The 25,652-nt window shown below is 69.7% G+C and carries 18 protein-coding genes and 1 pseudogene; 10 read left to right on the forward strand and 9 right to left on the reverse strand.

The window, feature by feature from the left end; genetic code table 11:
• Positions 1-115: 115 nt before the first annotated feature.
• Positions 116-1,378, forward strand: coding sequence for a nucleotide sugar dehydrogenase (locus tag V1J52_RS07315; protein WP_330138770.1), 1,263 nt, complete (start codon positions 116-118; stop codon positions 1,376-1,378).
• On the opposite strand, the gene V1J52_RS07320 is transcribed toward V1J52_RS07315, so the two are convergent.
• Complete coding sequence (locus tag V1J52_RS07320) at positions 1,366-1,815, reverse strand: hypothetical protein (protein WP_330138771.1); 450 nt, start codon at positions 1,813-1,815, stop codon at positions 1,366-1,368. The genes V1J52_RS07315 and V1J52_RS07320 overlap by 13 nt on opposite strands.
• A 114-nt stretch (positions 1,816-1,929) precedes the next feature.
• Here V1J52_RS07320 and V1J52_RS07325 point away from each other — a divergent pair, with 114 nt between their 5' ends.
• Positions 1,930-2,895 (forward strand): GlxA family transcriptional regulator, encoded by a 966-nt coding sequence (locus tag V1J52_RS07325; RefSeq protein WP_330138772.1) that lies wholly within the window; start codon positions 1,930-1,932, stop codon positions 2,893-2,895.
• Positions 2,896-3,168: 273 nt separating this feature from the next.
• Here V1J52_RS07325 and V1J52_RS07330 read toward each other — a convergent pair whose 3' ends face one another.
• Entirely contained in the window at positions 3,169-3,516 is a 348-nt protein-coding gene (locus V1J52_RS07330; protein WP_330138773.1) for a hypothetical protein, read from the reverse strand.
• 136 nt (positions 3,517-3,652) lie between these two features.
• Here V1J52_RS07330 and V1J52_RS07335 point away from each other — a divergent pair.
• Positions 3,653-4,318: pseudogene (locus V1J52_RS07335) on the forward strand (site-specific integrase); the annotation flags it as partial.
• Between the two features lie 636 nt (positions 4,319-4,954).
• On the opposite strand, the gene V1J52_RS07340 reads toward V1J52_RS07335, so the two are convergent.
• The 3 genes from V1J52_RS07340 to V1J52_RS07345 all read right to left on the reverse strand — a co-directional run bounded on the left by V1J52_RS07340 (position 4,955) and on the right by V1J52_RS07345 (position 6,387).
• Positions 4,955-5,254: a hypothetical protein gene (locus tag V1J52_RS07340; RefSeq protein WP_330138774.1), complete on the reverse strand. Its 300-nt coding sequence runs from the start codon at positions 5,252-5,254 to the stop codon at positions 4,955-4,957.
• Positions 5,255-5,962: 708 nt separating this feature from the next.
• On the reverse strand, positions 5,963-6,193 hold the full coding sequence (locus V1J52_RS26105; protein ID WP_443075734.1) for a DUF7848 domain-containing protein: 231 nt from the start codon (positions 6,191-6,193) through the stop codon (positions 5,963-5,965).
• Positions 6,190-6,387 (reverse strand): hypothetical protein, encoded by a 198-nt coding sequence (locus tag V1J52_RS07345; protein WP_330138775.1) that lies wholly within the window; start codon positions 6,385-6,387, stop codon positions 6,190-6,192. Before V1J52_RS07345 ends, V1J52_RS26105 begins: the two co-directional genes overlap by 4 nt.
• Before the next feature lie 156 nt (positions 6,388-6,543).
• On the opposite strand from V1J52_RS07345, the gene V1J52_RS07350 reads away from it, so the two are divergent.
• A complete protein-coding gene (locus V1J52_RS07350) occupies positions 6,544-7,266 on the forward strand; it encodes a GntR family transcriptional regulator (protein ID WP_330138776.1) in 723 nt (240 codons plus the stop codon).
• A 70-nt stretch (positions 7,267-7,336) separates the two neighbouring features.
• Here V1J52_RS07350 and V1J52_RS07355 read toward each other — a convergent pair whose 3' ends face one another.
• Positions 7,337-8,206 carry a GntR family transcriptional regulator gene (locus V1J52_RS07355; protein ID WP_330138777.1) on the reverse strand — a complete coding sequence of 290 codons (870 nt, stop codon included), beginning with the start codon at positions 8,204-8,206 and terminating at the stop codon, positions 7,337-7,339.
• A 236-nt stretch (positions 8,207-8,442) separates the two neighbouring features.
• Between V1J52_RS07355 and V1J52_RS07360 the strand changes: the two genes are divergently transcribed.
• From V1J52_RS07360 to V1J52_RS07380, 5 genes are all read left to right on the forward strand, one after another.
• Positions 8,443-8,769, forward strand: a complete 327-nt coding sequence (locus tag V1J52_RS07360) for an SCO3933 family regulatory protein (protein WP_330138869.1) — start codon at positions 8,443-8,445, stop codon at positions 8,767-8,769.
• Positions 8,769-10,097, forward strand: a complete 1,329-nt coding sequence (locus V1J52_RS07365; RefSeq protein ID WP_330138778.1) for an FtsK/SpoIIIE domain-containing protein — start codon at positions 8,769-8,771, stop codon at positions 10,095-10,097. The genes V1J52_RS07360 and V1J52_RS07365 overlap by 1 nt, the downstream gene beginning before the upstream one ends.
• Before the next feature lie 136 nt (positions 10,098-10,233).
• Complete coding sequence (locus tag V1J52_RS07370; RefSeq protein WP_330138779.1) at positions 10,234-11,580, forward strand: replication initiator; 1,347 nt, start codon at positions 10,234-10,236, stop codon at positions 11,578-11,580.
• Positions 11,573-11,758 (forward strand): helix-turn-helix domain-containing protein, encoded by a 186-nt coding sequence (locus V1J52_RS07375; protein ID WP_330138780.1) that lies wholly within the window; start codon positions 11,573-11,575, stop codon positions 11,756-11,758. Before V1J52_RS07370 ends, V1J52_RS07375 begins: the two co-directional genes overlap by 8 nt.
• Complete coding sequence (locus tag V1J52_RS07380) at positions 11,755-13,023, forward strand: tyrosine-type recombinase/integrase (protein ID WP_330138781.1); 1,269 nt, start codon at positions 11,755-11,757, stop codon at positions 13,021-13,023. Before V1J52_RS07375 ends, V1J52_RS07380 begins: the two co-directional genes overlap by 4 nt.
• Before the next feature lie 152 nt (positions 13,024-13,175).
• On the opposite strand, the gene V1J52_RS07385 is transcribed toward V1J52_RS07380, so the two are convergent.
• Together V1J52_RS07385 and V1J52_RS07390 are read right to left on the reverse strand one after the other, a co-directional pair.
• Positions 13,176-13,436, reverse strand: a complete 261-nt coding sequence (locus tag V1J52_RS07385; RefSeq protein WP_330138782.1) for an Imm32 family immunity protein — start codon at positions 13,434-13,436, stop codon at positions 13,176-13,178.
• An 86-nt stretch (positions 13,437-13,522) separates the two neighbouring features.
• Positions 13,523-20,569: a polymorphic toxin-type HINT domain-containing protein gene (locus tag V1J52_RS07390; protein ID WP_330138783.1), complete on the reverse strand. Its 7,047-nt coding sequence runs from the start codon at positions 20,567-20,569 to the stop codon at positions 13,523-13,525.
• A 529-nt stretch (positions 20,570-21,098) separates the two neighbouring features.
• On the opposite strand from V1J52_RS07390, the gene V1J52_RS07395 reads away from it, so the two are divergent.
• Positions 21,099-24,383: an FG-GAP-like repeat-containing protein gene (locus V1J52_RS07395; RefSeq protein WP_330138784.1), complete on the forward strand. Its 3,285-nt coding sequence runs from the start codon at positions 21,099-21,101 to the stop codon at positions 24,381-24,383.
• Between the two features lie 132 nt (positions 24,384-24,515).
• On the opposite strand, the gene V1J52_RS07400 is transcribed toward V1J52_RS07395, so the two are convergent.
• Positions 24,516-25,631 carry a GuaB3 family IMP dehydrogenase-related protein gene (locus tag V1J52_RS07400; RefSeq protein WP_330138785.1) on the reverse strand — a complete coding sequence of 372 codons (1,116 nt, stop codon included), beginning with the start codon at positions 25,629-25,631 and terminating at the stop codon, positions 24,516-24,518.
• Between the last annotated feature and the right edge of the window lie 21 nt (positions 25,632-25,652).

Below are 25,652 nucleotides of genomic sequence, written 5' to 3' on the forward strand. Positions count from 1 at the left end.
GCCGACGCTGACCCGCGCGTTGTCCACAGCTCGCACAATCCACCATATCTGTCATATATGCGCTTAACCTGACGTGGCGACCCATCGTCTTACGTGGGGAAGGGAAGTGCGCTGCATGCCCGCAGATCTCGCCGTCCTCGGTCTCGGTCACCTCGGCCTTCCCGCCGCACAGGCCGCCACGGCGGCCGGAATCTCGACCATCGGCTACGACCCGGACGCACGCGCCGTCGCCGACCTCGCCGCCGGACGCCAGCCGGGCGGCGGCACGCTCGCCGCCGCCGACATCCGCCGCATGCTCTCCGCCGGGTTCCGGGCCGCCAGCGACCCGGCCGTGCTCGGCCGCGTCCGCACGGCCCTCATCTGCGCCCCCACCCCGCTCGGCGAGGACGGCGCACTCGACCTGACCGCCGTGCGGGAGGCCGCCACCACGCTCGCCACACGGCTGCGGCCCCGGACGACGGTCATCGTGGAGTCGGCCGTGTACCCGGGAACCACCGAGGAATGCGTCCGGCCGCTCCTCGAAGAGGGCTCGGGCCTGCGCGCGGGCCGCGACTTCCACCTCGCCTGCTGCCCGGCCCGCCTCGACCCCGGCAACCGCGGCTTCCGCTTCGCCGCCGTCCCGCGCGTCATCGGCGGCCACACCCCCGCCTGCACCGAGGCCGCCGCCGCGTTCTACAACCGGCTCACCGACAAGGTCGTCCGCGCCCGCGGGCTGCGGGAGGCCGAGGCCACGCACCTGCTGGAGACCAACTACCGGCACGTCAACATCGCGCTGGCCAACGAGATGGCCATCCTCTGCCACGACCTCGACATCGACCTGTGGGACGTCATCCGCTGCGCCGAGACCAAACCGTTCGGCTTCGAACCCTTCCGCCCCGGGCCGGGCGTCGGCGGCCACGCCGTCCCCATCGACCCCAACTACCTGGCCTACCGCAGCCGCACCCAGGGCCACCCGCTGCGCCTGGTGGAACTGGCGCGCGAGGTCAACGACCGCATGCCCCGCTATGTCACCCAGCGCGCGACGACACTGCTCAACGAGCACGGCAAGTCAGCGCGCGGCGCCCGCGTCCTGCTGCTCGGCGTCACCTACAAACCCGACCTCGCCGACGAGGCCGGGTCCCCCGCCCGCGAGATCGCCACCCGCCTCCTCGAACTGGGCGCCCAGCTCAGCTACCACGACCCGCACGTGCCGCAGTGGCACGTCGCCGGACGACCCGTCCCCCGCGCCGACAGCCTCTACGACACGGCCGCCGCGGCCGATCTCACCGTCCTCCTCCAGCCGCACCGCACCTACGACCTCCAGGGGCTCGCCGCCAAGGCGCAGCTCCTCCTCGACACCCGCGGCACCACCCCGACGGGCACGGCCTACCGGCTCTGAGCCGCCGGTCCGCCCGCGTCCGGCATCCCGCCGCCATCCGCCGTCCCGCCGCCCGGGACCCCGCTGCCCGGCGCCCCGCCAGCGTCCGGAGTTCCGCCTGTCTCCGCCGCCCCACACCGGCGCCGCTCCCGCCCGGCGGCCAGCGCGGCCCACTGGGCCCGAGCCGAGGCGACCTCGTCCTCCGTGCGAACCCCGTGCACCGACTCCACCCACTCGGCCAGCTCCCGCAGGGCGTCCCGTTCCCGCAGCGCCTCCCGTTCCGGCACCGCGTCCTCTCCCCCCAGCGCCTCCCGGCCCGGCGGGGCCGTGGCCTCCCGCTGCGACGCGTCCTCCCCGCGCCGCGACGGTTCCACGCCGTGCCGGACGGCGTTCGCGGCGTCGATCCCGTACGCCACCTCCCGCAGCACCCGCGCCACACTCCGCAGCAAAGCCCGCACAGCCCCTCCTCGCGTCCCGTCCGGCCGCCCCGGCCGACCGGCCACCCCGAGCATGCAGCGGCCCCGCACCCGCACACCAGTGGCGCTAATGCCACCCTTCGCTAAGATTCCGCCATGTCCCCCCGGCGCACGGTCTCCGTCCTGGCCACCCCCAGCAGCGTTCCCTTCGAACTCGGCAACGTCGGAGCGGTATTCGGCACCTACCTGCACGACCTGATCGCACCGCACTACGAGCTGACCGTCTGCGTCGAGACCCCCGGCCCCCTTCCCCTCGGCGGCGGCGCGGCGCTCACGACCCCGCACGGCCTCGACGCCCTGGCCTCCGCCGGGACCGTCATCGTCCCGAGCTGCCCCGACCCGGCCCGGCCGCCGTCCCCCCGGCTCGTCGAAGCCCTGCGCCGCGCACACCACCGGGGCGCCCGGCTCGTCTCCACCTGCACCGGCGCCTTCACCCTCGCCGCCACCGGCCTCCTCGACGGCCGCCGCGCCACGACCCACTGGCGGCACGCCGACGCCCTCCAGACCCGCTTCCCCCACGTCCAGGTGGACCCGGCACCGCTCTACATCGACGAGGGCGACATCCTCACCAGCGCGGGCAGCGCCGCCGGCCTGGACCTGTGCCTGTACCTGCTCCGCGAGGACCACGGCACCGAACTGGCCAACACCGTCGCCCGCCGCCTCGTCACCCAGCCCCACCGCGACGGCGGCCAGGCCCAGTACATCGAGACGGCCGTCCTGACACCCCCGCAGGACGGCGGCGTGGTCCGCAGCATGGACTGGGCCCTGGAACACCTCGCCGAACCCATCACCGTCGCCACCCTCGCCGGAGTGGCCCACATGTCGGAGCGCACCTACCTGCGCACCTTCGCCCGCACCACCGGCACCACCCCGATCCGCTGGCTCCTCACCCACCGCGTCCGCGCGAGCCTCCCCCTCCTGGAGACCACGGAGGCCACGATCGAGGAGATCGCCTCCGCCGTCGGCTTCGACTCCCCCACCACCTACCGCCACCACTTCACCCGCCAGATGCGCACATCCCCCACCACCTACCGCAAAACCTTCCGCACCCCCTGCCCCTGAGCCGATCGGCCACCGCGCCCGAAGAAGGCCGCACACGGGCACATCGATACACACTCACGCCAGCACGACGGCGGCCCGACCGCGACGAAGGCGTCCAGCGCTCCAGCCGACCGCGTACCGCCCTCCGTCTCATCGCAGTCGCCAGCCCACCGCCGCAACCGTCCGGCAAACGCCACGGCCTCCCGCCGTGCCGTCAAGGAGACCCAGGCTTCCACCCAGCTGTGGCAGAGGAGACGCCGAAATCCTCTGCACCGAAGCAGGGCGCATACTCATTCACAGGCTATCTACAATGTTCACATCGCCAAGAATTATGCACACCTGCTCTTGACCATCCTCCGAATACTTCCAAGTCAACGGATCAGCCAGAACACTTTCAATCTCCTCATCCGGAACCACCTCCCCTCGCAAATCTATCGGCCAATCGACCCCACGCATCAACTTGACATAGCCAAGCCTGGCCCATTTAGCGGTAAGCGGAGAGAATATGGCGGCGTATTCTACCCATTCATCCTCATCCTCGCTATCTGACCTATCGGCCAGGATCATCCACAGCGTTGACCCCTCAACGGCATTAACATACAGACAGTATTCATCGTCAGTCCAAAATCCAACACGTGCCACCTTCAGCCCTCCCTCCACCCGGTATACGCACCCTGAGCTCTCCACTGGTTTCACCATAGTTCCAATTCGAAACTCTAGTTCCACCTCGAAGCCTGCAAGCAACGACTCAGCTCGTATCGACCCACCCTGAAAATACCAGCCCAGGCGCTTCCGTCCGCTCACCGCAGTAGAGGCCCGTCAGTTCCTCGACGCGGCCCGCGCCGACCGGCTCCACGCGCTGTACAAACTCGCCCTCCGCACCGGACTCCGCAAGGGCGAACTCCTCGGCCTCCACTGGGAAGACCTCGACCTCACCACCGGAACGGCCAGCATCCGGCGCTCGCTCCAGCGCACCCGAACCGGCGGTCTCACGCATTTGCCCACCAAGACCCGAGCGTCCGAACGCCGCATCGCCCTCCCGACCGAATGCATCCACGTCCTCAAGGAGCACAAACAGCAGCAGGACACGGAGCGCGAGACCGCAGGGCCGGACTGGAGAAACAGCCGCCTCGTCTTCACCACGCCGACCGGCAGGCCCCTCGACCCCGCCAACCTCACCCGCAGCTTCCTCAACCGGGCCGGACTCCGACGCATCCGTTTCCACGACCTCCGCCACTCGACCACCACCCTCCTCCTGGAACAGGGCGTCGATCTCGTCGTGATCAAGGAGCTGTTGGGCCACGCCCACATCGGCGTCACCGCCGGCGTCTACGCCCACGTGAGACTCCGACTCCAACGCCAAGCCATCGACGCCCTCGGCAACGCTCTCAGCACAACCGACGACGACCCCGACGATCCGCCCTCGACAGCGGTCGTCCGCTGACGTTGCCGTCAGCGTTGCCGTCAACCAACCCAGAAGGGTCTGCCGGAACTATCTCCGGCAGACCCTTCTTCGTTCATTGTTCTGCGATTGCTGATCTCGTGGATGCGTGAACTAGCCCGATTCTGCACACCTCGGCAGAGCGCGAATTCACTCTCCGAGTGACAGCCTCCTGAGTAATCATCAAGAAGCCGTCATTCCAACCACCGCTGCCGCGAATCTGCCCGCAGGCCAGGAGAGCCACTACTTCTTCGAGACCATTGAAATGCCACCTATTGCAAGGGAAAACATTCGAGCCAGAGCCTTTCGGACATCCGGGCCTCGATCAAGCCGCTCCAACGATTCATATCTCGCCGGATCAAGATCGATCGTGGCCACTCCCCCAGCATCTCCGTCCTCCACGGTCGAGAACAGGAGAAGGCATCGGTAGGCGCGCACATCTCCCTCTCTCTCTTCACGCATCAGCGACTGAAGGACGACGCTTCCTTCCTTGACCTGGCTGCGGAGTGCGTGAACTGAGGACCACCGAGTCGCCCAGCCTCGCTCTTCCGCCTCCAACTGGATCGCGAGTAGCGTATCGAAGCTGATCTGACACACGCGGAAGTCAGGGTCGGTCGAATGGATCAGTGACATCAGGCACTACCCCCCGTCGTAGACGTCAATTCGGATTTGAGTATCTGGGTCGATGCGCCCGTCCCTGATTCTCGCCAGGAGTTCGTCCTTGCGGTGGTGGCCTCCCAGAATCTTGCCATCACGCGAGACAAGAATTCCGTCTCCTGCGCCAGGGTTGTTGATCCCGTCCAGAAGTTCCTTATTGCTCAGTTCCTCGTGATACCACTGCGACGCTGGATCTCGGGTCTTCTGTGAATCGGTGTAATTACCGATATCACCAGCCTTCTCGTTACGCGCCGAGATTCCACAGGGCTCGGAATTGTGCACGAGGACTGGCGTACTCCCCGCCAGCACATAGTACGTGTGCTGGCCGAGGCGCCGTCATCTGCGTTTTCGCAGGTCAGCGGAATTCGGTCAGTCCGTGGGTGTGCGTGGAAGTGCCTTGCTGTGCACTCCTGTTGCCGTCGGCGTTGCCGTCAGACGGCTACGCACGTGAGGGCGGTGGAGTGGGCTTTGGCCGGTGTCCTGCCCGGGTTGGGGTCGGGCATGGCCAGGGGGTCGTACGCTGGCCCGGCAACTCGGGCAGGTCGTGATCCTGCCCGGAATTTGAACGAGTGGCCCCCTGGCCTTGCCCGACGCGGGCCCCGGCCCGGGGAGGTGGGTAAATCCCACGGAACCGACCGGCCCCACCGCCGGGCCGCCGTCCCGGCCAACTCCCCGCCGTCGCCTCATCGTCGGCCTGGTGTTCGCCGTGCTGGCGCGTCCGACTTCCTTCGCGCTTCCAGTGGTCCGCTACTCGTTTCTGCGCGGCCTGGTCGCTGGCCGGCCTGCGGTGGCGGAGCCGAGAGCGGGCCGGGTGGGCGGCCGTGCCGCGCGCGACCCGCGTCAGCGGGTCGCCTTGAAGACGTAGAGAAAGTTTGGACGCATCCCGCTTCGGCGGTACGCCCTGGCTGTCGATTGAGCGCTCGACTGGGCTGCTGGTCTGGTGCGATGGCCTGTGGAGTGTGGGTGTTGTTCCGGCTGACGGTGGTGGTTCTACTCGGCTCGGGTGACCTTGGCGTGGTCGGTGAAGACGCGTCTGAAGAGGTCGTGACCGGTGCGTCCGGGGTGACGGAGTGCCCAGTCCTGCGCCGCTTCCTGCTCGTCATGGGGTCCGGCTTCAGCTCCGCAGCCGGCAGTGACACAGAACGTCTCGTAGGTGATGCCGCCTTCGGGCTCGTGGCGGATGGTGTGTGCGATGTGCCGGTAGACGGCGCGGGGGCTCACTGGTGGCCCTCCGGGTGGCGCCGCATGTAGACGTTGCAGTCGCTGACGGTGGTCATGTCGCCGACCTCGCGGGCCCGGTCGCGCACATTGGCCAGCTCGGTACAGCCCGCGCAGCCGTCGACGGGCGTCGGGTCCAGGTCCAGGCGCAAGGGGAGTTCGACCGGCGGGGTCGAGTACCTGGTCGGCTCCGTCACTGCACATCGCCACCTCTCGAATGTCACATGGCCGAACTCTTGACAGGTCGGTGCTCTAGTTCAGTATTCGAGTGGCCGAAGCACTCCCGCTACGGTTCGTAGTGCACTAGTGTGCTCTCACTGACATCACGTCAACTCAACGGAGGGGCAAGCCTTATGCCCAGTTCCAAGACGTTCACGAAGATCGCGGATCACTTCAGGGAGCGCATCCTGTCGGGAGAGCTTGAGCCGGGCGCCAAGTTGCCGACGAACCGGGAGATCGCCGGGCAGTGGCAGGCCGCAGCGGCCACTGTCTCCCGCGCCTTGCAGGCTCTCCAGGTGGAGAACTTCATCCGCACTACCCCCCGGGGCACCTACGTCGCCGATGACCCGCGCTGGACGCTGTCGGCGCGGGACCGGCTGGCCCGGGTCCAGCGGGTGAAGTCGTTCCTGGCCGAGGGTGAGACGAGCCGGGTGACGGCTGCCGAGCTGATCACCCCGCCGCTGTACGTGGCGGAGATCTTCGACCTGGAAGCCGGGGACCAGATGGTGCGGCGCGAGTGGCTGGCGGGCCGGGGCAAGACCCGGACCGTGTTCGCGGTGACCTGGTACCCGGCCCCGTTCGCCGCTCTCGTACCGGACCTGCTGAACACCGCCCCGGGCCGCAATCACGGACTGTCCGCCCGGGTCCTGGAAGCCACCGGGCGCACGATCACCCACGCCCGCGACGACATGCACGCCCGCCCCGCCGATGCCCGTGAGGCGAGCGCACTGGGGCTGCCGGTCGGCTCCCCGATCCTGGCCGGCGCCCACCGATGGTCGGACGCGGAAGGGATCATCGAGTACGGGGAGTGGTGCCTGCCTCCCCGGTTCACGATCGGCTACGAGTACCAGCCCTGACCGGACAACGAGAAGCGTCCCCGAGATCCAGCGTGCGGCCTTCGGGGACGCCGCCGTTCACGTGCCCGCCTCAGTCCGTGTCGCGGCCTTCGAGGCGTTCGACGCGTTCTTCGAGTTTTTCGATCCGCTCCAGGGCGCGTTCGAGCTTGTAGGCCAGATCCGCCACTCCGGCCACCGCCGGGAACTCGTTCCGCGGGGCAGTCGACGGTTCGCCCGGCTCATCCACCGGCTGCACCGTGACCGGCACTTCTGTGCCGAACTCGCCCCCCACGACGATATAAGCCATCGAACCGTTGCGCTGGTGGGCCTTCTTCATCCTGCCCTCCAGGGCGAGGAAGGTCAGGGCCTGATCTGCGGATTCCGGGTCGCCGCCGATCGCGTCGACCACCTCGCCCACGGTGACCCTGGCCCCCCTGGCCAGTGAGCCGTCTCTGATCTTGCGGACCAGGCGGCCGTGGATGAGCTGGGTGGCGAAGCCGTGGTCGTCCCAGTCGCGTACGTAGACCTCGTCGCCGGGCAGTTCGCCGGGGTAGCGCAGGAGGAAGTTGCCCGCCAACAGGGCAATGGCGTTGGTGACCACGTTCAGCGGCACCGCGTAGTGCTCCGCCAGGACCTCGCGCGCGGGCAGCCTGGCGCCGGGCGCCAGAGCGCCGGAGTAGATCTGCTGCTGGAGATCGCCGGCGACCTTCTCGAAGGCGTCCTCGAAGTCGGCCGAGCGCGTGACGAAAGTGCCGCGCCCCTGGCGGGCGATGACCCAGCCTTCATTCCTGAGCAGTCGGATCGCCTTCTGCACGGTCAGGCTCGATGCCTTGTAGGTCTGCATGAGCTGGCTCTGCGTCGGCAGGAGCTGACCCGGACACAGTTCGCCGTCCCGGATCTGCTGCCGCAGGTCGTCCGCGATGCGTTCGAACGTCAAGCGCGCTTCGTCAGCAGCAGCCATGTCCATCCCTGGTCCCGGTCCGATTCCACCCGCCGCGGGCCGCCTGCTGACTGTCGTGTTTCACCAGCTCAGCGGCCTCACGGGATCAGGGTAGCCGCCTGATGGATGGACCATCGCAAGAAACGAATGGAACTCAATAGGGATGGACTATGGATGGAATGAATGTATGGTTGCGGCACGCGATCACCCATACGGGTGACTCGCACCCCTCTACCTGGAGGTTTGCCGTGAAGACCATGCCCATCGACCAGTCCCAGGCCCTGATGATCCTGGCCTCCGAGCCCCGGCCGCACTTCAAGGATCGCGAAGGCCGGCAGCCCGCGATCGACCGGGTCACCGGCGCTCACCTGCACCTGGTGGACGTGATGTTCGCCTTCAACGGCCGCGCCGAAGTGATCACTGTGAAGGTCCCGGAGCCGGGTCTCGGCAAGGGCCTGAAGGTCGGCCTGCCCGTCGCCTTCACCGGCCTGGTTGCCTCGGCCTGGGAGAACGAGATCAACGGCAAGGACCGGCACGGCATCTCCCTGCGCGCCGACGCCGTCACTGCCAAGGCCGGTGCCTGATGCCCGGCCACCCCCTCGGGCTCGTACTCCTGGCCGTGGTCGGCCTCGGCGTGCTCGGGCTGCTGGGCTGGGCCGGGTACTGCTTCACCCGCTGGTACCGGGCCGATGCCGAGACCCGGGTCAGTCTGAGGCAGGCGCGGCGGCTGCGGTGGGGCTGGAAGCGGCTCGCGCCGATGCTGGGCCTGGCGGTCAAGGACGCCACCCCGACCGTGCTCCAGCAGTACGGCCCGCAGGAACAACCGACCAAGCCGCGCGTGCTGGTGCCACGCCTGCACACCCGTGCCGACGCCTTCGGCGTCACCGTCACCGCCGATGCCCTGCCGCAAGTGGGGCTGAGCGCCTGGCAGGACGCCGGCGAGGGGCTGTGCGACGCCTGGGGTATGCGGCGCATCCGGATCAGTCAGCCCAAGCCCGGAGTGATCGTCGCGCGCGGCTTCCGGCGGGAGCCGCTGGAGGCGGTGATCCGCTCACCACTCCTCGGCCCGGATGGATCCCCCGTCTGCCGACCGGGGCAGTTTGTCTCCACCGATGACGTGCTGCTCGGCTGGGACGAGGACGGCACCCCCATCGTGCTCAACCTCGCCTACTCCGCCCACGCCCTCGTCGCCGGCCTCACCCGCTCCGGCAAATCGATCACCGTCAACACCCTGCTCGCCTACGCCTCGCTGATGCGGGATGTGCGTCTGATCGTGATCGACCCCAACCTCGGGGCGGTGGCGCCCTGGTGGCGTACCGCCTACAAGGTCTCCGACGCCGTCCATCCCGACGAGCCGACCGAGATCCTGCGCTGGGTCCGCGAGGAGATGCAGCGCCGGGAGCGGCTGTTCTGGTCCGGCCGTACCGACCGCATCACCGAGTTCAGCCCCGAACTGCCGCTGCTGCTCGTGGTGATCGACGAGGTGGCGAACTACACCCGGCACCCGGACCGCAAGGCCCGCGAACGTTTCGAGGCCGAGCTGCTGGCCATCGCTAGCCAGGGCGCCAAGTTCGGCGTCCGGCTGTGGCTGCTCGCCCAGAAGCCCTCCGCCGACGTGCTCACCACCGCCGTACGCACCAATCTGTCCGCCCGGATCTGCCACCGCGTCGACACCGTCGAGGATTTCCTGCACCTCTTCCCCGACGGCCGGGAACTGGACATCACCGCCGCCGACCGCACCATGCCCCAGGGCGTGTCCATCGCCTCCGTCGGCGACATGCGCACCCCGGTCCGGCTGCGCTCGGTCTACCTGCCCACCGAAGCCTGCTGGCAGATCAACGACCTGATGTGCGCCGAAGGGCTCAAGGTCCGCGAGCTGCCCGACCGCGTCGACCTGGACAAGGCCGCGTGACCGCCGTCTCCTGGTCCCGCTTCGCAGTGATCCCCGGCAAGGGCGTGTAGTCGCCAAACCCTCGCCCCTGCCGGGGCCTCCCTCCCATCCATCCACGGCGCACGCGTGTGCCGCAGTGCAGAGAGGTCCCGCCAGCATGCCACCGCACACCCCGACCACCACAATCCCCGGCCCCGAACCGGCCGCGGCCGCGCTGCCCACGTTCACCGGATACCGGAACCTGCTCGGCCTGGTACGGCAACTCTCCTCCCTGGGCGGCTGCGCCCAACCGATCCGGCTCGAAGGCCAGCGCACCGAGATCGACGCCTTCACCGGCGAGATCCTGCGCGAACTGAAGTCCCAGGAACTGCCCATCGGGCACCTGCTGGTGCGCTGTGGCAACCGCCGCAGCACCCGCTGCCCCTCCTGCGCCGAGCTCTACCGACAGGACACCTACCACCTCATCGCCGCCGGCCTGCGCGGCGGCAAGAACATCCCCGAACAGGTCGCCACCCACCCCCGCGTCTTCGCCACCCTCACCGCACCCTCATACGGCCCCGTCCACGGGCGACGCGTGGGCGGCTCCGCCCGCTGCCGCTGCGGACGCACCCACACCAAGGGCGACCCGCTCCTCGGCACCGCGCTCGACCCGGAGCGGTACGACTACACCGGCGCGGTGCTGTGGAACGCCCATGCCCCGGCCCTGTGGGCCCGATTCATGCTCCACCTGCGCCGCACCATCGCCGCCGCAGCTGGTGTCCCGCAACGCCTGCTCTCCAAGGTCGTCCGGGTCTCGTACGCCAAGGTCGCCGAGTACCAGCAGCGCGGACTGATCCACTTCCACGCCGTGATCCGCCTCGACGGCCCCGCAGGCAGCTACACCCCGCCACCCGCCTGGGCCACGCCCGAACTCCTCGCCGACGCCATCCGGATCGCGGCCACCCGCGCCCACATCGACGGACCGGAGATCAACGGCCGCGCCCACTCCTTCACCTTCGGCCAGCAGATCGACACCAGGATCATCCGGTCCTCCGCCTTCCAGGGCGGGACCACGATCACCGAGGGCAAGGTAGCCGGATACGTCGCCAAGTACGCCACCAAGGGCACCGAAGCCGCGACCGGCACCCTCGACCACCGGCTGAAGAGGATCACCGACCTCTGGTTCGAGTCCGTGCCCGAGCACGCCGCCCGCATGATCCGCACCGCCTGGGCCCTCGGCAACCGCGACGACCTCAAGCACCTGAACCTGCGCAAGTGGGCCCACATGCTCGGCTTCCGCGGCCACTTCTCCACCAAGACCCGCGCCTACTCCACCACCCTCGGCGCCCTCCGGGCCGCCCGCGCCGCCTGGCACCGCCGCCACACCCCTCCGCCCTCCCCGACCACCCTCGTCCTCGCCCACTGGGCCTACGACGGCACCGGCCTCACCCCCGACCTCGAACGCCTCGCCGCCCTCATCGGCGGCGGCCCGACGCGCGAGCAGGAGGTGACAACCAGTGCGTGATGACGAACTCCTCACCGTCCACGAGGCGATGGCCCGTCTCAAGATCGGCCGCTCCGCCCTGTACGACCTGCTGCGCACCCGCCGCCTGGCCTCACTGACCATCGGCCGCGCCCGCCGCATTCCCGCCCACGCGCTGGACGACTACGTCCAGCGCCACCTGGAAGAGGCCTCCCGATGACCGCCCCCAAGCGCAAGAAGGCCCGCGCCAACGGCGAAGGCACCATCTACCAGCGCAAGGACGGCCGCTGGGAAGCCGCCGGCTACGTCCTCGCCGCCGACGGCAGCCGCAAACGCGTCCGGGTCTACGGCAGCACGCGGAGAGAAGCCGCCGACAAACTCGTCGAGAAGATCGCCAACAGCAACCGCGGTCTCCCTGTCGCCACCGCCGACAGCACCGTCGGCGACTACCTGGCCTACTGGCTGGGCAGCGTCGCCATCCACGGGCTTCGGGAGAACACCCACACCCGCTACGCCGCCTGCGTCCGCCTCCACCTCATCCCCGGCCTCGGTACGAAGAAGGTCGCGCGCCTCACCGCCAAGGAGGTCCGCACCTTCCTCGACCGGCTCCGTACCACCTGCCAGTGCTGCACCCAGGGCCTGGACGCCGAACGGAAGGCATGCTGCGCGGTCGGCGATTGCTGCCAGAAGCAGTTGTCCCCTTCGACGGTGACGTACGTGCACTCGGTCCTCAAGTCCGCTCTAGAACACGCCGTCCGCGAAGACGAACTGCCCCGCAACGTCGCCCGGAACGTCAAGACCACCGCACCCCGGCCCAGGCGCTTCCGGCCACTCACCGCAGCCGAGGCCCGCCGGTTCCTCGACGCGGCCCGCGCCGACCGGCTGCATGCGCTGTACGAACTTGCCCTCCGCACCGGACTCCGCAAGGGCGAACTCCTCGGCCTCCACTGGGAAGACCTCGACCTCACCACCGGAACGGCTAGCATCCGGCGCTCGCTCCAGCGCACTCGCACCGGCGGCCTCACGCATCTGCCCACCAAGACCCGGGCGTCCGAGCGCCGTATCGCGCTCCCGACCGAATGCATCCACTCCCTCAAGAAGCACCAGGAGCAGCAGGACAAGGAGCGCGAGACCGCAGGGCCGGACTGGAGAGACAACAGCCTCGTCTTCACCACGCCCACAGGACGGCCTCTCGACCCTGCCAATCTCACCCGCCGCTTCCGCAGCTTCCTCAACCGGGCCGGGCTCCGGCGCATCCGCTTTCACGACCTCCGCCACTCGACCGCCACCCTTCTCCTGGAGCAGGGTGTCGACCTCGTCGTAATTAAGGAGTTGTTGGGGCACGCCCACATCGGCGTCACCGCCGGCGTCTACGCCCACGTCCGACTCCGACTCCAACGCCAAGCCATCAACGCCCTCGGCAACGCGCTCAGCTCACCACAGAGATGCACCGACGAACCGTCTGCCCCAATGGCCGTCCACTGACGTTGCCGTCACCGTTGCCGTCAAGGCGGAGCGGAAGTTGACGTATCAGACACACCGAAGGCCCCGAGGCTGCAGATGCAAATTCTCGGGGCCTTCGGTGCGTCTATCAACACAGGCTGCGATCAGTCGAAAAGGATGTGAGTCGAAGAGACTCAGTCTGCTATCCGCTCCAGGATCAGATCAATCTCGGATTCGATCTCTTGGTCAGCAGTAAGATGGACATGCATCCCATTGCTTACGCCTTCCTGCGCAAGCGTAAGAAGGTGTCGCGCCAATGAAGTGAGCCCCGCACGGTTGGCCTTAATGAGAACTTCCGATCGAGTCGCAGAGACCATGATCTCAAATCCCTCATCCCACGAGAAGCGCAGCCCTTCATCAGGCCGGTAATCGGGGGTGACAATCACTTGCTCCATCGAGTGCTCCTAACTTACTGACTAGCGACTTTGCTGCCCGAAGGCGAGTATTAACTCCCTCGGGCAGCAAATCAACTGGAATTGACCTACTCGAGATAGATGTGTCGATTCTCGACGACCATCATTTTTCCAGGCTTCTTCGGATTGGGGGCGAGTCGCTCAAAGTTCATGTGCGGGCCACCGCCATGCTGTCCAGTGATATCCGATTCACCCATTCTTGCAACACGTGTACCGTCCCTCGAAACGTACCGCCCGCTACCCGGAACAGTCTCCTTGTATCCAGAACCAAGCCACTTCTCTGCCGAATCGAGCGCATCGTTCGTCGGTATGCGGGTTCCGTCCACCGGGTGGCCATCGCCGTCGTACTTACGCACCGAGGTCCATGGACAATTTGCATTGTGAACGAGGACCGGAGTCTCGCCCGCCAGCACATAGTACGTGTGCGTGTACAGGACCGTCAGGTTGTACGTCTCGTAGTTGGCATCATACTGCCGAGCAGAGACGACCTCTACGGGGTGCCCAGCCTCTGTGCGGAGGGACATCCCAGGCTCGACGTCACCCGCGTCCTTCCACGACCGCTCAGATTCAGACCAGAATGGGTGATGCGTGGTAGCGGTGATTACTTCCTTTTCGCCATCGACCAGTACGGCCAGGTCGACGAAACTCTTGTCCTCCGATGTGAATATGGAAGCAGTGACCTTTTTGCTTTCCGTGTGGCCCGTCTCAGGATCGGTGGCAATGACTTCGTCACCCGGTTCAACGTCCTCGATCCTTTTAACAGAGCCGTCAGACATGAGGACTCCAACGCCCTCAGGGAAGCTGTTCTTGCAGTCGACCGAAGGTGCTTTACGATCAGATTGTCCGCGCCTAGGCATATCGATACCGGGCACGGCCTCGCCGACAGCTTCCGCGACTATTTCCTCACCGATCCTGGCACATGCCGGAGCGGCAGCAATGCAGGGAGGGGCAAAAATTACAGCCGAAGCCACCGCTGCCAAGGCATAAACAGCGATGCAGATCGCGAAGCCCGAGCATGGCTTATTGGATACATCGGTGTTATAGAAGGAGCCACCAACGTACTGCTTCTCATAAGCAGGATTTCCGGATGAATTGCAAGTATTTGTTCCCATTGCCCAGGGACAGGATGTGCTGACCCTGACAGTGGCCTGAAGATTGATGCGGGCTCTGCCAGTGCCCCGGGTGACCGGAGTACCAATAGCCGCATAGCTTGCGCCTCCGGATGAAGCCCTACCGCCGGATACTGCCCCCATTCCGCCCGCGGAAGTAGCGCCGCCAAGTGCGGACCCGACACCGCTCCCTCCCGAGGAGCTTGTGGGTACACCGCCACTGCACTGGATGAGACCTTGCAGGCACTCCGGGACGGCAAGGCCCGAGGGGTCGGAGAGGGTGACCGGGTTGTTGTTGGCGTAGGCGTAGCCGTTCATCTGCTGGGGGTCGGTGATGTCGATGAGCGGGTCGACCGAGATGAAGCGGCCCGTGGTGGCGTCGTACTCGCGGGCGCCGATGTGGGTGAGGCCGGTGAGGGGGTCGTCGATGCCGGTGCCGAGGAAGGAGTCGCGGCCGGGCCAGGCGGCGGGTTCGTCGCCGCGCGGGTTGCCGAACGGGTCGAACTTGCGGCGCTGGACGGCCATGGCGGCGTCGAGCGTGACGGCGGTGTTGGCCGTGTTGTGGTGGTCGGCCAGCAGGACGGTCAGCGTGTGGTCGTCCCGGTCCGCGCTGCCGCCGGTGGAGCGGACGGTGGTGGGGGCGCCGGCGTGGCTGTAGTAGCGGCGTGCCTCGGTGGCGTTCCCCGCCGCGTTGACGGTGATCTGGGCGTCACCGAGGAACAGGGTCGCGTCCGTGGGGGTGCGCTCCACGACGCGGTTGCCGTCGGCGTCGTAGAGGTAGGTGATGTCCTCGACGCCGTCGCCGGTGGTGTCGACGCTGGTGAGCTTGTTCTCGGCGTTCCACGTGAGCTTTTGTGTGTCACCTCCGATCATGCGCTCCGTGGTGTTCCCGGCCAGGTCGTAGGCGTAGGTCTGGAGGGACTCGACCGTGCCGGTGGCCGTCTTCTCGACGGCGTCGACGCGGGTGAGGGTGTGCGGCTGGACGTCGACCGGGGCGCTGGTGCCGTTGCCGGTGACGGTGGTGCCGTAGCTGTAGGTGTAGGTGTCGTCGAGCGCCGGGTCGGTCAGGTCGTGGTCGGTCAGCTGGGTGCGGTTGCCGATGGCGTCGTACGCGTAGGTGTGCCAGTAGCCGTCGCCGTCCGGGCCCGCGGTGACGTCCGAGGGGACGGGTCCGGAGTCGCGGGCGGTGCTCTGGCGGGGGCAGCCGCCGGTGGAGGCGGTCCAGGCGTGGCGGAGCTGGCCGAGCGTGTCGTAGCTGAAGCACTGGCGGTCGTCGGCGGTGCCGGGTCCGTCGTCGGTGATCCAGGTGACGTTTCCGGCGATGTCGTAGCCGTAGTACGTGTTCGTGACGCGGTGCGGGGCGGCCTTCTCGCGGTCGGTGATGGTGCGGTCGAGGCGCCGGGTGTACGGGTCGTACTCGGCGGTGGACCACACGCGGTGCGGTGCTTCGCCGGAGACGGTGCGCAGCACCTCGCCGTAGGGGCTGTAGGTGGTCTCGGCGGTGTACCAGTCGTGGCCCGAGGTGGAGACGGGTGCGTCCTCGCCGTTGTAGCGGGTGATCACCTTCTCCTGGGACAGGCCGCCCGGCGTCGCGGGCAGGACGGTCGTCTCGGGCAGGCCCGTCGGGGTGTAGGTCTGGCGGTAGGTGTAGGTGCCGGCGAGGCCGGTCGTCTGCGGGGTGTCGGGGATGACGGTGCGGCTGCCGGTGGGCCGGTACTCGGTGTCGTAGCCGGTGGTCTCCGTCGTGAACGCCGCGCCGTCGGTGTAGCGGGTGGCGGCGACGGGGAGGCCCTTGGCCCCGGGGAGGGTGTCGTAGGTCCACGCGGCGACGAGGGTGCCGTCGGCGGAGTCCTCGCGCAGGGCGGTCTTGCGGCCCAGCACGTCGTAGGAGGTGTGCCGGGTGCGGCCCTGGGCGTCGGTGGCGGTGACCTGCTGGTCCCGCGCGTCGTAGGTGAAGGACGCCGTGCCCATGTCCGGGTCCGTGGACTCGGTGAGGCGGCCCCGGGCGTCGTAGGCGTACGTCCACTCGTTGCCGTCGGGGTCGGTGACCTTCGTGCGGTGGCCGCGCGCGTCGTAGGTGTAGCGGGTGTCGGTCCACTCCGAGAGGTTCGGGGTGGTGAAGTGCTGGATGCGTGTGGTGCGGCCGAGCACGTCGGTCCACGTCCTGGCGGCGGCGCTGCCCCGGCGGGTGGAGGTGCCGTCGCCGGTCATGCCGGTGCGGGTGAGCGTCCACTCGCCCGCGTAGGCGGTGACGGAGGAGTGGTCGGCCTCGCCCTCGTACAGCGTGGTGGTCCGCACCGGGCGGGCCAGTCCGTCGTAGGCGGTCTCGGTGGACTGCGGGACCTGGAAGACGGTCTCGGGGAAGAACAGGGAGCGCTCGGGTTCGCCGCGCGTCAGGTAGCCGTCGTTGGTGGCGGCGGGCTTGCCCTGGGAGTTGTACCGGGTGTCGGTGATGACGCGGCCGCCGCCGAGGGCCTCCGTCTGCGTCTGGCGGGTGCGCAGCAGGCCGTCGTAGAGGGTGACGGTGTCGGCGTAGGTGCCGTTGTCGCGCAGGGTGCTGGTGGTGACGGTGGGCGGGGCGTCCTCGGCGATCTGGTACGCGAAGGCGTGGGCCGGGTCGTCGGTGGCGGGGTTCTGGGAGGCCGTCCACACGGCGGTGATCCGGCCGAGGTCGTCGTACGAGGACGTCACCGTGCGGCCGTTGGGGTCGGTGACCTTGTGCGCGGTGCCGCGTCCGGGGTCCACGGCGGTGACGGTGGTGTGCCCGAGCGGGTTCGTCGTGGTGCTGGAGAAGGCGGGTCCGGCGGTGGGGGCGTAGGTCGTGGTGACCTTGGCGCCCTTCGCGTCCGTCGCGGAGGTGACGCGGCCGAGGGCGTCGAACGTGCTGCGGGCGGTGGTGATCCAGCCGGAGCCGTCGCCGTCGACGGTGTCGACCTGGCGGGGCAGGCCGCGGGCCGGTGCGACGCCGAAGGCGTCGAGCGCGTCGTAGGAGGTGCGGGTGTCGGAGACGACGGCGTCGCCGGTCGCGGTGGCCGCCTGGGCGCAGGTGCCGACCGTCGTGCGCTGCCGGGAGGGCAGGCCGATGAGGTGCTTGGCCGGGTTGTGGACGTAGGAGTGCGTCACGCACTGGCGGTCGCCGGTGGTGTGGCCGCCGCTGCCGTCGGGGGTGAGCGTCTCGCGCTGGACGGTCGTGGGCAGCCCGTAGGTGTCGTCGACGGTGGTGACGGTGCGGACGGTGCGTTCGCCGTCGGTCACGCTCTGGACGGCGTCGGTGCGGCGGACGCCGCTGCGCCAGGCTTCCAGGGCGGGCAGCCCGTCGCCGAGGGTCCGGCTCGCGGTCTTCTCCGCCCAGGGCCAGGAGACGTCGCGGGCGAGGACGTCGCCGCCCGCGCCGTCGTAGAGAAGCGTCTCGGCGGTGCGGCCCTGGTAGGGGTAGAGGTCCTCGGCGAGGGTCTGGCCGGTGGAGTCCTTGACGGTGACGGCCGCCCGTCCGGCGTCCCCCGACATGCCGCGGAAGTACCGGGTGCGGGTCTGGGTCTGGACGGTGGCGTCGTGGTCGCCGGTGTTCTCGGTGCGTCCCTGGCGGGTGACGACGGACGCGTAGCCGCGCCACTGGCTGTAGGTGCGCAGCTCGGGCTTGGAGAACGGGTCGCGGTCCTTGGCCCAGGCGGCGTCGCCCTCGTAGGTGTAGGTGGTGAGGACGTCGGGCTGCCGGGCGACGCGGTCGCGTTCGACGACCTTGGTGACGACGTACTTGTTGAACCACTCGATTTCCGGCTCCTCCAGCTCCGGGTCCGGGGACCAGTGCACGGGGAAGCAGCGGGTGCCGTTGGTGTCCGGGTCGGGGGAGGCGCCGAGGGGGCAGGGGTTGGAGTAGGTGACCTGGATCTCCCCGCCGGTCTCGGTGCGGATGGTCTCCACGCGCAGCCGGTCGAAGTCGGGGGTGGGGTCGGCGGTGGAGCGGGCGACGCGGTTGGGCATGTCGACGACGTTCGCCAGGAACGTCACCGGGGGCAGCGTCGTCGCCGTGCCGCGGGGGCCGTAGCCGGTGCGGGTGATGGACTCCAGCCACAGCGGCGGGTGGGTGTCGGTGCGCTGCTTGGGGAACGAGTGCTCCAGCGACCAGACGTCCACCTTGGACAGCGCGGTGGACCCCTCGGTGCGCTGGGCGTAGGTGGTGACGCCGGAGAGCCGCTTGCGGGTCCAGAAGGTGGGCGCGGAGACGTAGCAGTTCTCCGCGTCGGCCTGGCAGTAGAGCGTGGAGGGGGTGTCCCACCAGGGCTGTTTGTCGCCGTAGTTGTCGGAGTCGAAGGAGGCGTCGGAGCAGGTGATCTCGCCTTCCTTGATGCACCGCTCGGCGACGGAGAACACGACGCGTCCGGCGGGCGCGCCGTCCAGGTCGCCGGCGCGCAGGCCGTAGTCGACGCGCTTGGGCCAGCCGCCGCGCACGTAGGAGACGTGGTCCTTGAACTTGCCGTTCTTGGCGTAGCGGTTGGTCTCCTTCGCCCAGTCGACGACCATGGCGTTGCCGTGGACGTCCTCGACGTAGTCGAGGTTCCAGCGCCACGCCTGGGTGCAGGAGGAGCCGGCGAAGGTGCTCGCGTGGCAGGGTTCGCCCGCGTGGTTGCCGAAGACGGGGGCGGTGAACACCGAGTTCGTGTCGGCCCGGCCGCCGCCGACGCGGTGCTTGCCGAACCAGTGCCGGGTGCCGTCGCGGCTGGTGACGACCCAGTGCTCGCCGTCGTTGTCGCCGTTGCCGAGGGCGGTGTCCTTCCTCAGCTCGACCTTGGTGCCGTCGTCGGTGGCGGGCACCCACTGGCCGTCGTCCAGGACGAGTTCGGTGGAGGCGCCGCCGAGCGACATCACCACGTGGTTTCCGGACCAGCACAGGTCCGACTTCTTCTTGTCGGTGGTGTTGTCGTTGTTGGGGCTGCCGTCGAGGTCCTCGGAGCAGGAGCGGTAGCGGCGTTCGATGAAGCCGGGCTTCCAGTCCCAGCCGTCGCCGATCCAGGACGCCTGCCCGTTGGCCACGGACGTCTTGCCGTCGACGGCCTGCGAGGAGTAGGAGAAGGCGATCTCGGGCGCGGGACCGGCCGGGGGCGCGGGCACGGTCAGCGGGTAGGTCCAGGAGAAGCCGCCGCCGGAGCCTCCGGCTGTCCAGGAGCCGGTCGGGGAGAGGTCGGTGGCCTTGTACGTGCCGCCCGCGCCCGCGCCGCCGTCGGTGGCGGCCAGCACCATGGGGCCGCCGCCCGCCTGGGTCGACATGCCGGACGCCTGCGCGCGGGCCGGGTCGACGGTCGCGCGGACGGTGTCGGAGCCCGCGTCGTTGGCGGAGGGCACTTCGGCGGGGGTGGTGCACTCGGGCAGTTCGGGGGTGGTGAGGAAGCACTCGGGGAGCTGTTCGAGCTTCAGCCGGGTGGCCCACTCGGTGCCGTACAGGTCCTCGAACGCGGAGTAGTCGAGGGCGACGTCGACGGGGGTGGCGGTGGTGGACGGCGGTGTGACGGTGATGAGGGCGCCGTCGACGCCGAGGCCCTCGACGGCCGCGCGGGCCTCCACCTCGACGTTCCAGGTGCCCGACGGCTCCGGCGGCGCGGGGTTGTCCTCGGTGGGTGACGCCTTGCCGAGGCTGACGGGGAGGTCGCCGGCCTGCACGAGGTCGTCGCCCGCGGCGTCCAGCGGGACGGCGGCGGTGCCGCCCTCGGGCACGGTGACGGCGCTGGGCTGGTACTCGACGGACGGGGCCTGGTCGCCGGTCCACTCGGCGTACTCGGCGGCCTTCGCCTCGTCCAGCGCGGCTTCCGCCTCCTGCTGGAGGGCGGTGAGGGCGGGGCCGTTGCGGGCGTCGCCGGGTGGCAGGGCGAGGGCCTGGGCGGGCAGCGCGGTGACGACCATCAGGGCGGCGAGCGCGGTGCCCAGGCCCCGCCGGCTCCGGTACCGGTGCGTGGCGGGGCGCGTCCGCCGCCCCGAACGGCGGAACCAATCCCGCGTCGCGTGCGTGGACACAGCCGACCCCCCACAAAAAGCCGCGCAGACAGCCAGGCAGCCCACACAGAAAAGACAAAGAACCGCGAGAACTATGCGCGCACCGTCACGTGGAGTCCACATATCGCAGCACGTTGTGAGATGGCCCACAGCGCTTTCCCCGCCGAATGGCCCGGTGCGTCGAATTGCACCCACGTTTCGCTGGAAGAGGCGTGATATGGCGATGAGGAGGCGGTAAGCCGCCAACCGCCGCAGGAGTGGACCAAAGCCCCCGGTTCCGCTGTCCGTACGCCCTCACCTGCGGCGTTATGTCCCGTTCCCGGGGTGCTCCGGTGCCCGGACGGGCGGGTCCGGCGCCTTCGTCCATGACCGCACCGCCCGGCGTCGGCCGCTTTCCCGCCGGGCGAAGGGCGAGTGACGAAAACGTGGAGATGGGTCATGCTCTGCTCGCAATCACTGCGCGCGGACACGGCGTGCGGGGTATTTCCGGTCACCGGCATTACCGAGGGCGAGTCGCGGCACGGGGCGGCCCCGGGGGGAGTAGGAGCACATGGCCGCCGTGGAAAGCGCGGAACGCCCGGAGAATTCCGGCCACACGGGGAATTCCGGCCACGCGGAGGGCTCCGGAGGCCCGCGGACGACCGCGCGTCCGGACGGCGGCGGACCGCCGCCCCGGCGCGGCGACGGGCCGCCGCCCGAGCGTGTCGGCAGACCCGGGCTCCGGTCGCGGCTCCGCCCCCGGTTCCGGTCGCGGCGGGCGCTCGCGGGGCTGGCCGGGGTGCTGGTGCTGGCCGTGGCCGTGCCGCTCGGCGTGACGCAGCTCGGCGACCGCGACGGCGACGGCGCGCGTCCCGGCGGCCCGGCCCGCGCGGAGGGGGCGGCCCGCGCCGAGCAGCCGCTGAGTGCGGCCGAGGCGCTGGAGCGGGCCCGTGCGACGGGTGAGGACGTCGAGGTGGAGGCCGAGCGGACGGCCAGCGCGACGACGTGGGCCCAGCCCGACGGCCTCCTGCGCACCCGCATCCACAGCGACACGATCCGCGCGAAGACGCCGGACGGCTGGCGGCCGGTCGACACCGACCTGCGCGCGGTGGACGGCGGTTACGCGCCGAAGGCCGTCAACGATCCGCTGCTGTTCAGCGGCGGCACCGGGACCAGCACGCAACTGCGGACGGCCGACGGTGACGCGACGGTCTGGAACCGCCTCGTCCGTCTGACGACGGGCGGGCACGAGCTGACCGTGAGCTGGCCGGGGCCGCTGCCCGAGCCGGTGGTCAGCGGACCGCGCGCCCTGTACGAGGGCATCCGCCCCGGCATCGACCTGCTGCTGACCGCCCGCGACAGCGGTTACTCGCACGTGCTGATCGTCCACGACGCGCAGGCCGCACAGGACCCGCTGCTGGACGACCTGCGGTACCGGCTCACCTCCCCCAGCCTGACGTTCGCCCTGGACTCCGCCTCGCACACCGTGCGGGCGCTCGACGCGCAGGGGCAGGAGATGGCGGCCTCACCGACCGCGTACGCCTGGGACTCGGCAGGCACGCGCGGCCAGACGATCGGCGAGGAGCCGGACGTCGTCGAGACGGTGAGCGAGACGCTGAACCTGCCGGGCCTGGCCGGTCCGAGGCCCGGGGCGCACGACGCGGTGCTGACGGCCCGGCTGGAGGAGGGCGTCCTCGGCATCACCCCGGACGCGGAGCTGCTGGGCGGTGAGGACACGGTCTACCCGGTCTTCGTCGACCCGTCGTTCAAGGGCCGCAAGGAGGGCTGGACGCTTCTGTACGACAAGTATCCCACCTCCAGCTTCTTCAACGGCCGGAACTACAACGACGGCACCAACGAGGCGCGCGTCGGCTACGAGGCGCAGACCGGCGGCCTGTCCCGCTCGGTGTTCACCTTCGACCTGGAATCCGGGCTGCACGGCAACCTGCGCGGCGCGAGCATCAAGGACGCGCGCTTCCGCGTGCTCCAGACGTACTCCTGGGGCTGTTCGTCGCGCCGGTACAACCTGTGGCTGACCGATCCGGTCACCAGCCGCCACACCTGGAAGAACCAGCCGTCCTGGCACCGCGTGCTCAAGGACGCGACGAACGGGCACGGCTACAAGTCCGGTTCCTGCCCGGACCGCTGGGTCGCCCTGGACATCAAGCCGACCGCGCAGCAGGCCGCCACGAACGGCTGGTCGACCATGTCGCTGGGCCTGCGCGCCGCGAACGAGTCCGACACGCACTCCTGGAAGAAGTTCCGGGCGAACGGCGAGAACTCCCCCTACGTCGAGATCACCTTCAACCGCAGGCCCAACCAGCCGACGCGGCAGACGATGACGCCCGGCCCGGACTGCGACGTGAACGCCCCTTACGGCGCCGTCGGCAAGTCGGACCTGACGTTCCGGGCGCGCGGCAGCGACCCGGACGACAACCTGCAGTACCTGCACTTCCGCGTCTGGGCCGTCTCCGACCCGGCGAACAAGCTGTACGACTACCACCGCACGGTCGACAGCAACGGCTACGCGCACATGTCCCTGCCCTGGGAGAGGTTCACGCACGGCCAGACCTACGCCTGGGACGTCCGCTCCCGGGACACCGAACTGGCGTACTCCGCGTACGCGCCCACCGGAAACCAGCCCTGCCGGTTCACGGTGGACCACGTGGCGCCGCCGTCGCCCACCGTGGAGTCGCCGGACTTCCCGCCGCCCGGTGAGGACGGCTCGGTGTGGTCCGAGGTGCGCTTCGGCTCGTCCGGCTCCGTCACCTTCGGCACGGAGAGCGGCAGCGTCACCGCCTACGAGTACAGCCTCAACGAGGACAGTTACGACCGCACCGCGACGGCCTCGGCCAACAGTGCGACCGTGCGGCTCTCGCCGGAGTTCGCCGGGCCCAACCGGCTGTACGTGCGCTCGCGGGACGCGGTCGGCAACATCTCCCGGGCGACGCGGTACCTGTTCTACGTCACCCCGCGCACCGGGCTCGACGCCCCGGGCGACGTCAACGGCGACGGCTACCTGGACCTGCTGGCGATCGACGCCGCCGGGCACCTGCGCAGCTATCCGGCGGGCGAGGGCGGCGACGTCCACGTCCACGCGCCGGGCGCGCACGACGGCGGGCGGGAGCTGGACGACGGCTACTGGACCGACGACGCGGGCGTTCCGGCACTGATCAGCCACACCACCGACTGGTACCCCGGCGACGGCATCACCGACCTGCTCGCCCGCATGCCCGACGGCCGGCTCTACCTGCACCCGGGCGACGGCTACGGCAGCTTCGACGTCGGCCGCCGCGTCCCCGTGCTGCTGCCCCCGGACGCCCCGGACCCGGCGGAGCTCACGCAGCTCCTGACGGCCGGTGACGTCACCGGCGACGGGCACCCCGACGCCGTCGCGCTCGCGGGCGACGAGCTGTGGGCCTTCTCCGGCTACACCGGCGGCGCCTTCACCGCCGCCGAGAAGCTCGCCACCACGACGGCGTGGGCCTCCCGCGACCTGGTCACCTTCGCCGACGTCAGCGGGGACGGCACCGCCGACCTGCTCTTCCGCGACGGCAGCCAGCTCAAGCTGCGGCACGGCGAGCCGGGCGGCGACGGAGGCGTGGACCTGGCCTCGCTGGCGACGGGCGCCGCGTCCGGCACCGGGCGGGACGAGACGTACGGCGCGCAGGGCTGGTCCCGCGCCAACATGCCGATGCTGCGCGGCACCCCGGACGTGACGGGCGACGGCGTCCCCGACTTCTGGGGCGTCACCCAGGCGGGCGAGCTGTACGTCTACCCGGGCCGCACGACCGGCCACGGCACCCGCTACCTGGTGGGTTCGCAGAGCTGGCAGACGCTGCTGGCCCTCGGCTGACCCGGGCTGACCCCCGGGCCGCTCCGGGAACGACGGAGGGCCGGACCCCGCCGGGGTCCGGCCCTCCGTCATGCGCGGCCGTCCTGCGCCACCGCCGTGCGCGCCACCGCCGTGCGGCGCGCGGCGCGGGGGTCAGCGGCTGCGCGAGACCGTGACCTCCACGCGCTGGAACTCCTTGAGGTCGGAGTAGCCGGTGGTGGCCATCGCGCGGCGCAGGGCGCCGAAGAAGTTCATCGAGCCGTCCGGGCGGTGCGAGGGGCCGGTGAGGACCTCCTCGGTGGTGCCGACGGTGCCCAGGTCCACCTTCTTGCCGCGCGGCACGTCCTCGTGGACGGCCTCCATGCCCCAGTGGTGGCCGCGGCCGGGCGCGTCGCTCGCGCGGGCCAGCGGGGAGCCCATCATGACGGCGTCCGCGCCGCAGGCGACGGCCTTGGGCAGGTCCCCGGACCAGCCGACGCCGCCGTCCGCGATGACGTGCACGTACCGGCCGCCGGACTCGTCCAGGTAGTCGCGGCGGGCCGCGGCCACGTCGGCGACGGCGGTGGCCATCGGGACCTGGATGCCCAGCACGTTGCGGGTGGTGTGGGCCGCGCCGCCGCCGAAGCCGACGAGGACGCCCGCCGCGCCGGTGCGCATGAGGTGCAGCGCGGCCGTGTAGGTGGCGCAGCCGCCGACGATGACGGGCACGTCCAGCTCGTAGATGAACTGCTTGAGGTTCAGCGGCTCGGCGGCCGAGGAGACGTGCTCGGCGGAGACGGTGGTGCCGCGGATGACGAAGATGTCCACGCCCGCGTCCACCACGGCCTTGGAGAACTCGACGGTGCGCTGCGGGGAGAGCGCGGCGGCGGTGACGACGCCCGCGTCGCGCACCTCCTTGATGCGGCGGCCGATCAGCTCCTCCTTGACCGGCTCCGCGTAGATCTCCTGGAGACGGCGGTTCGCGTCCGCCTCGTCCAGCTCGGTGATCTCGGCGAGCAGCGGCTCCGGGTCCTCGTGGCGGGTCCACAGCCCTTCGAGGTTGAGCACGCCGAGGCCGCCCATCTCGCCGATGCGGATGGCGGTGCGCGGCGAGACGACGGAGTCCATGGGCGCCGTCAGGAACGGCAACTCGAAGCGGTAGGCGTCGATCTGCCAGGCGATCGAGACCTCCTTCGGGTCGCGCGTGCGTCGGCTCGGCACCACGGCGATGTCGTCGAAGGCGTACGCCCGGCGCCCGCGCTTGCCGCGGCCGATCTCGATCTCAGTCACTTGGCTCGTGCCCTTCCATGC

It is taken from the genome of Streptomyces solitudinis (assembly GCF_036323765.1).
In the GTDB taxonomy this organism is placed as follows: domain Bacteria; phylum Actinomycetota; class Actinomycetes; order Streptomycetales; family Streptomycetaceae; genus Streptomyces.

Coding starts and splice junctions, on each gene's coding strand:
- V1J52_RS07360 (WP_330138869.1), top strand. CDS start 8,443: ATGCCCATCGACCAGTCCCAGGCCCTGATGATCCTGGCCTCCGAGCCC.
- V1J52_RS07355 (WP_330138777.1), bottom strand. CDS start 8,206: ATGGCTGCTGCTGACGAAGCGCGCTTGACGTTCGAACGCATCGCGGAC.
- V1J52_RS07350 (WP_330138776.1), top strand. CDS start 6,544: ATGCCCAGTTCCAAGACGTTCACGAAGATCGCGGATCACTTCAGGGAG.
- V1J52_RS07385 (WP_330138782.1), bottom strand. CDS start 13,436: ATGGAGCAAGTGATTGTCACCCCCGATTACCGGCCTGATGAAGGGCTG.
- V1J52_RS07365 (WP_330138778.1), top strand. CDS start 8,769: ATGCCCGGCCACCCCCTCGGGCTCGTACTCCTGGCCGTGGTCGGCCTC.
- V1J52_RS07395 (WP_330138784.1), top strand. CDS start 21,099: ATGGCCGCCGTGGAAAGCGCGGAACGCCCGGAGAATTCCGGCCACACG.
- V1J52_RS07370 (WP_330138779.1), top strand. CDS start 10,234: ATGCCACCGCACACCCCGACCACCACAATCCCCGGCCCCGAACCGGCC.
- V1J52_RS07380 (WP_330138781.1), top strand. CDS start 11,755: ATGACCGCCCCCAAGCGCAAGAAGGCCCGCGCCAACGGCGAAGGCACC.
- V1J52_RS07315 (WP_330138770.1), top strand. CDS start 116: ATGCCCGCAGATCTCGCCGTCCTCGGTCTCGGTCACCTCGGCCTTCCC.
- V1J52_RS07325 (WP_330138772.1), top strand. CDS start 1,930: ATGTCCCCCCGGCGCACGGTCTCCGTCCTGGCCACCCCCAGCAGCGTT.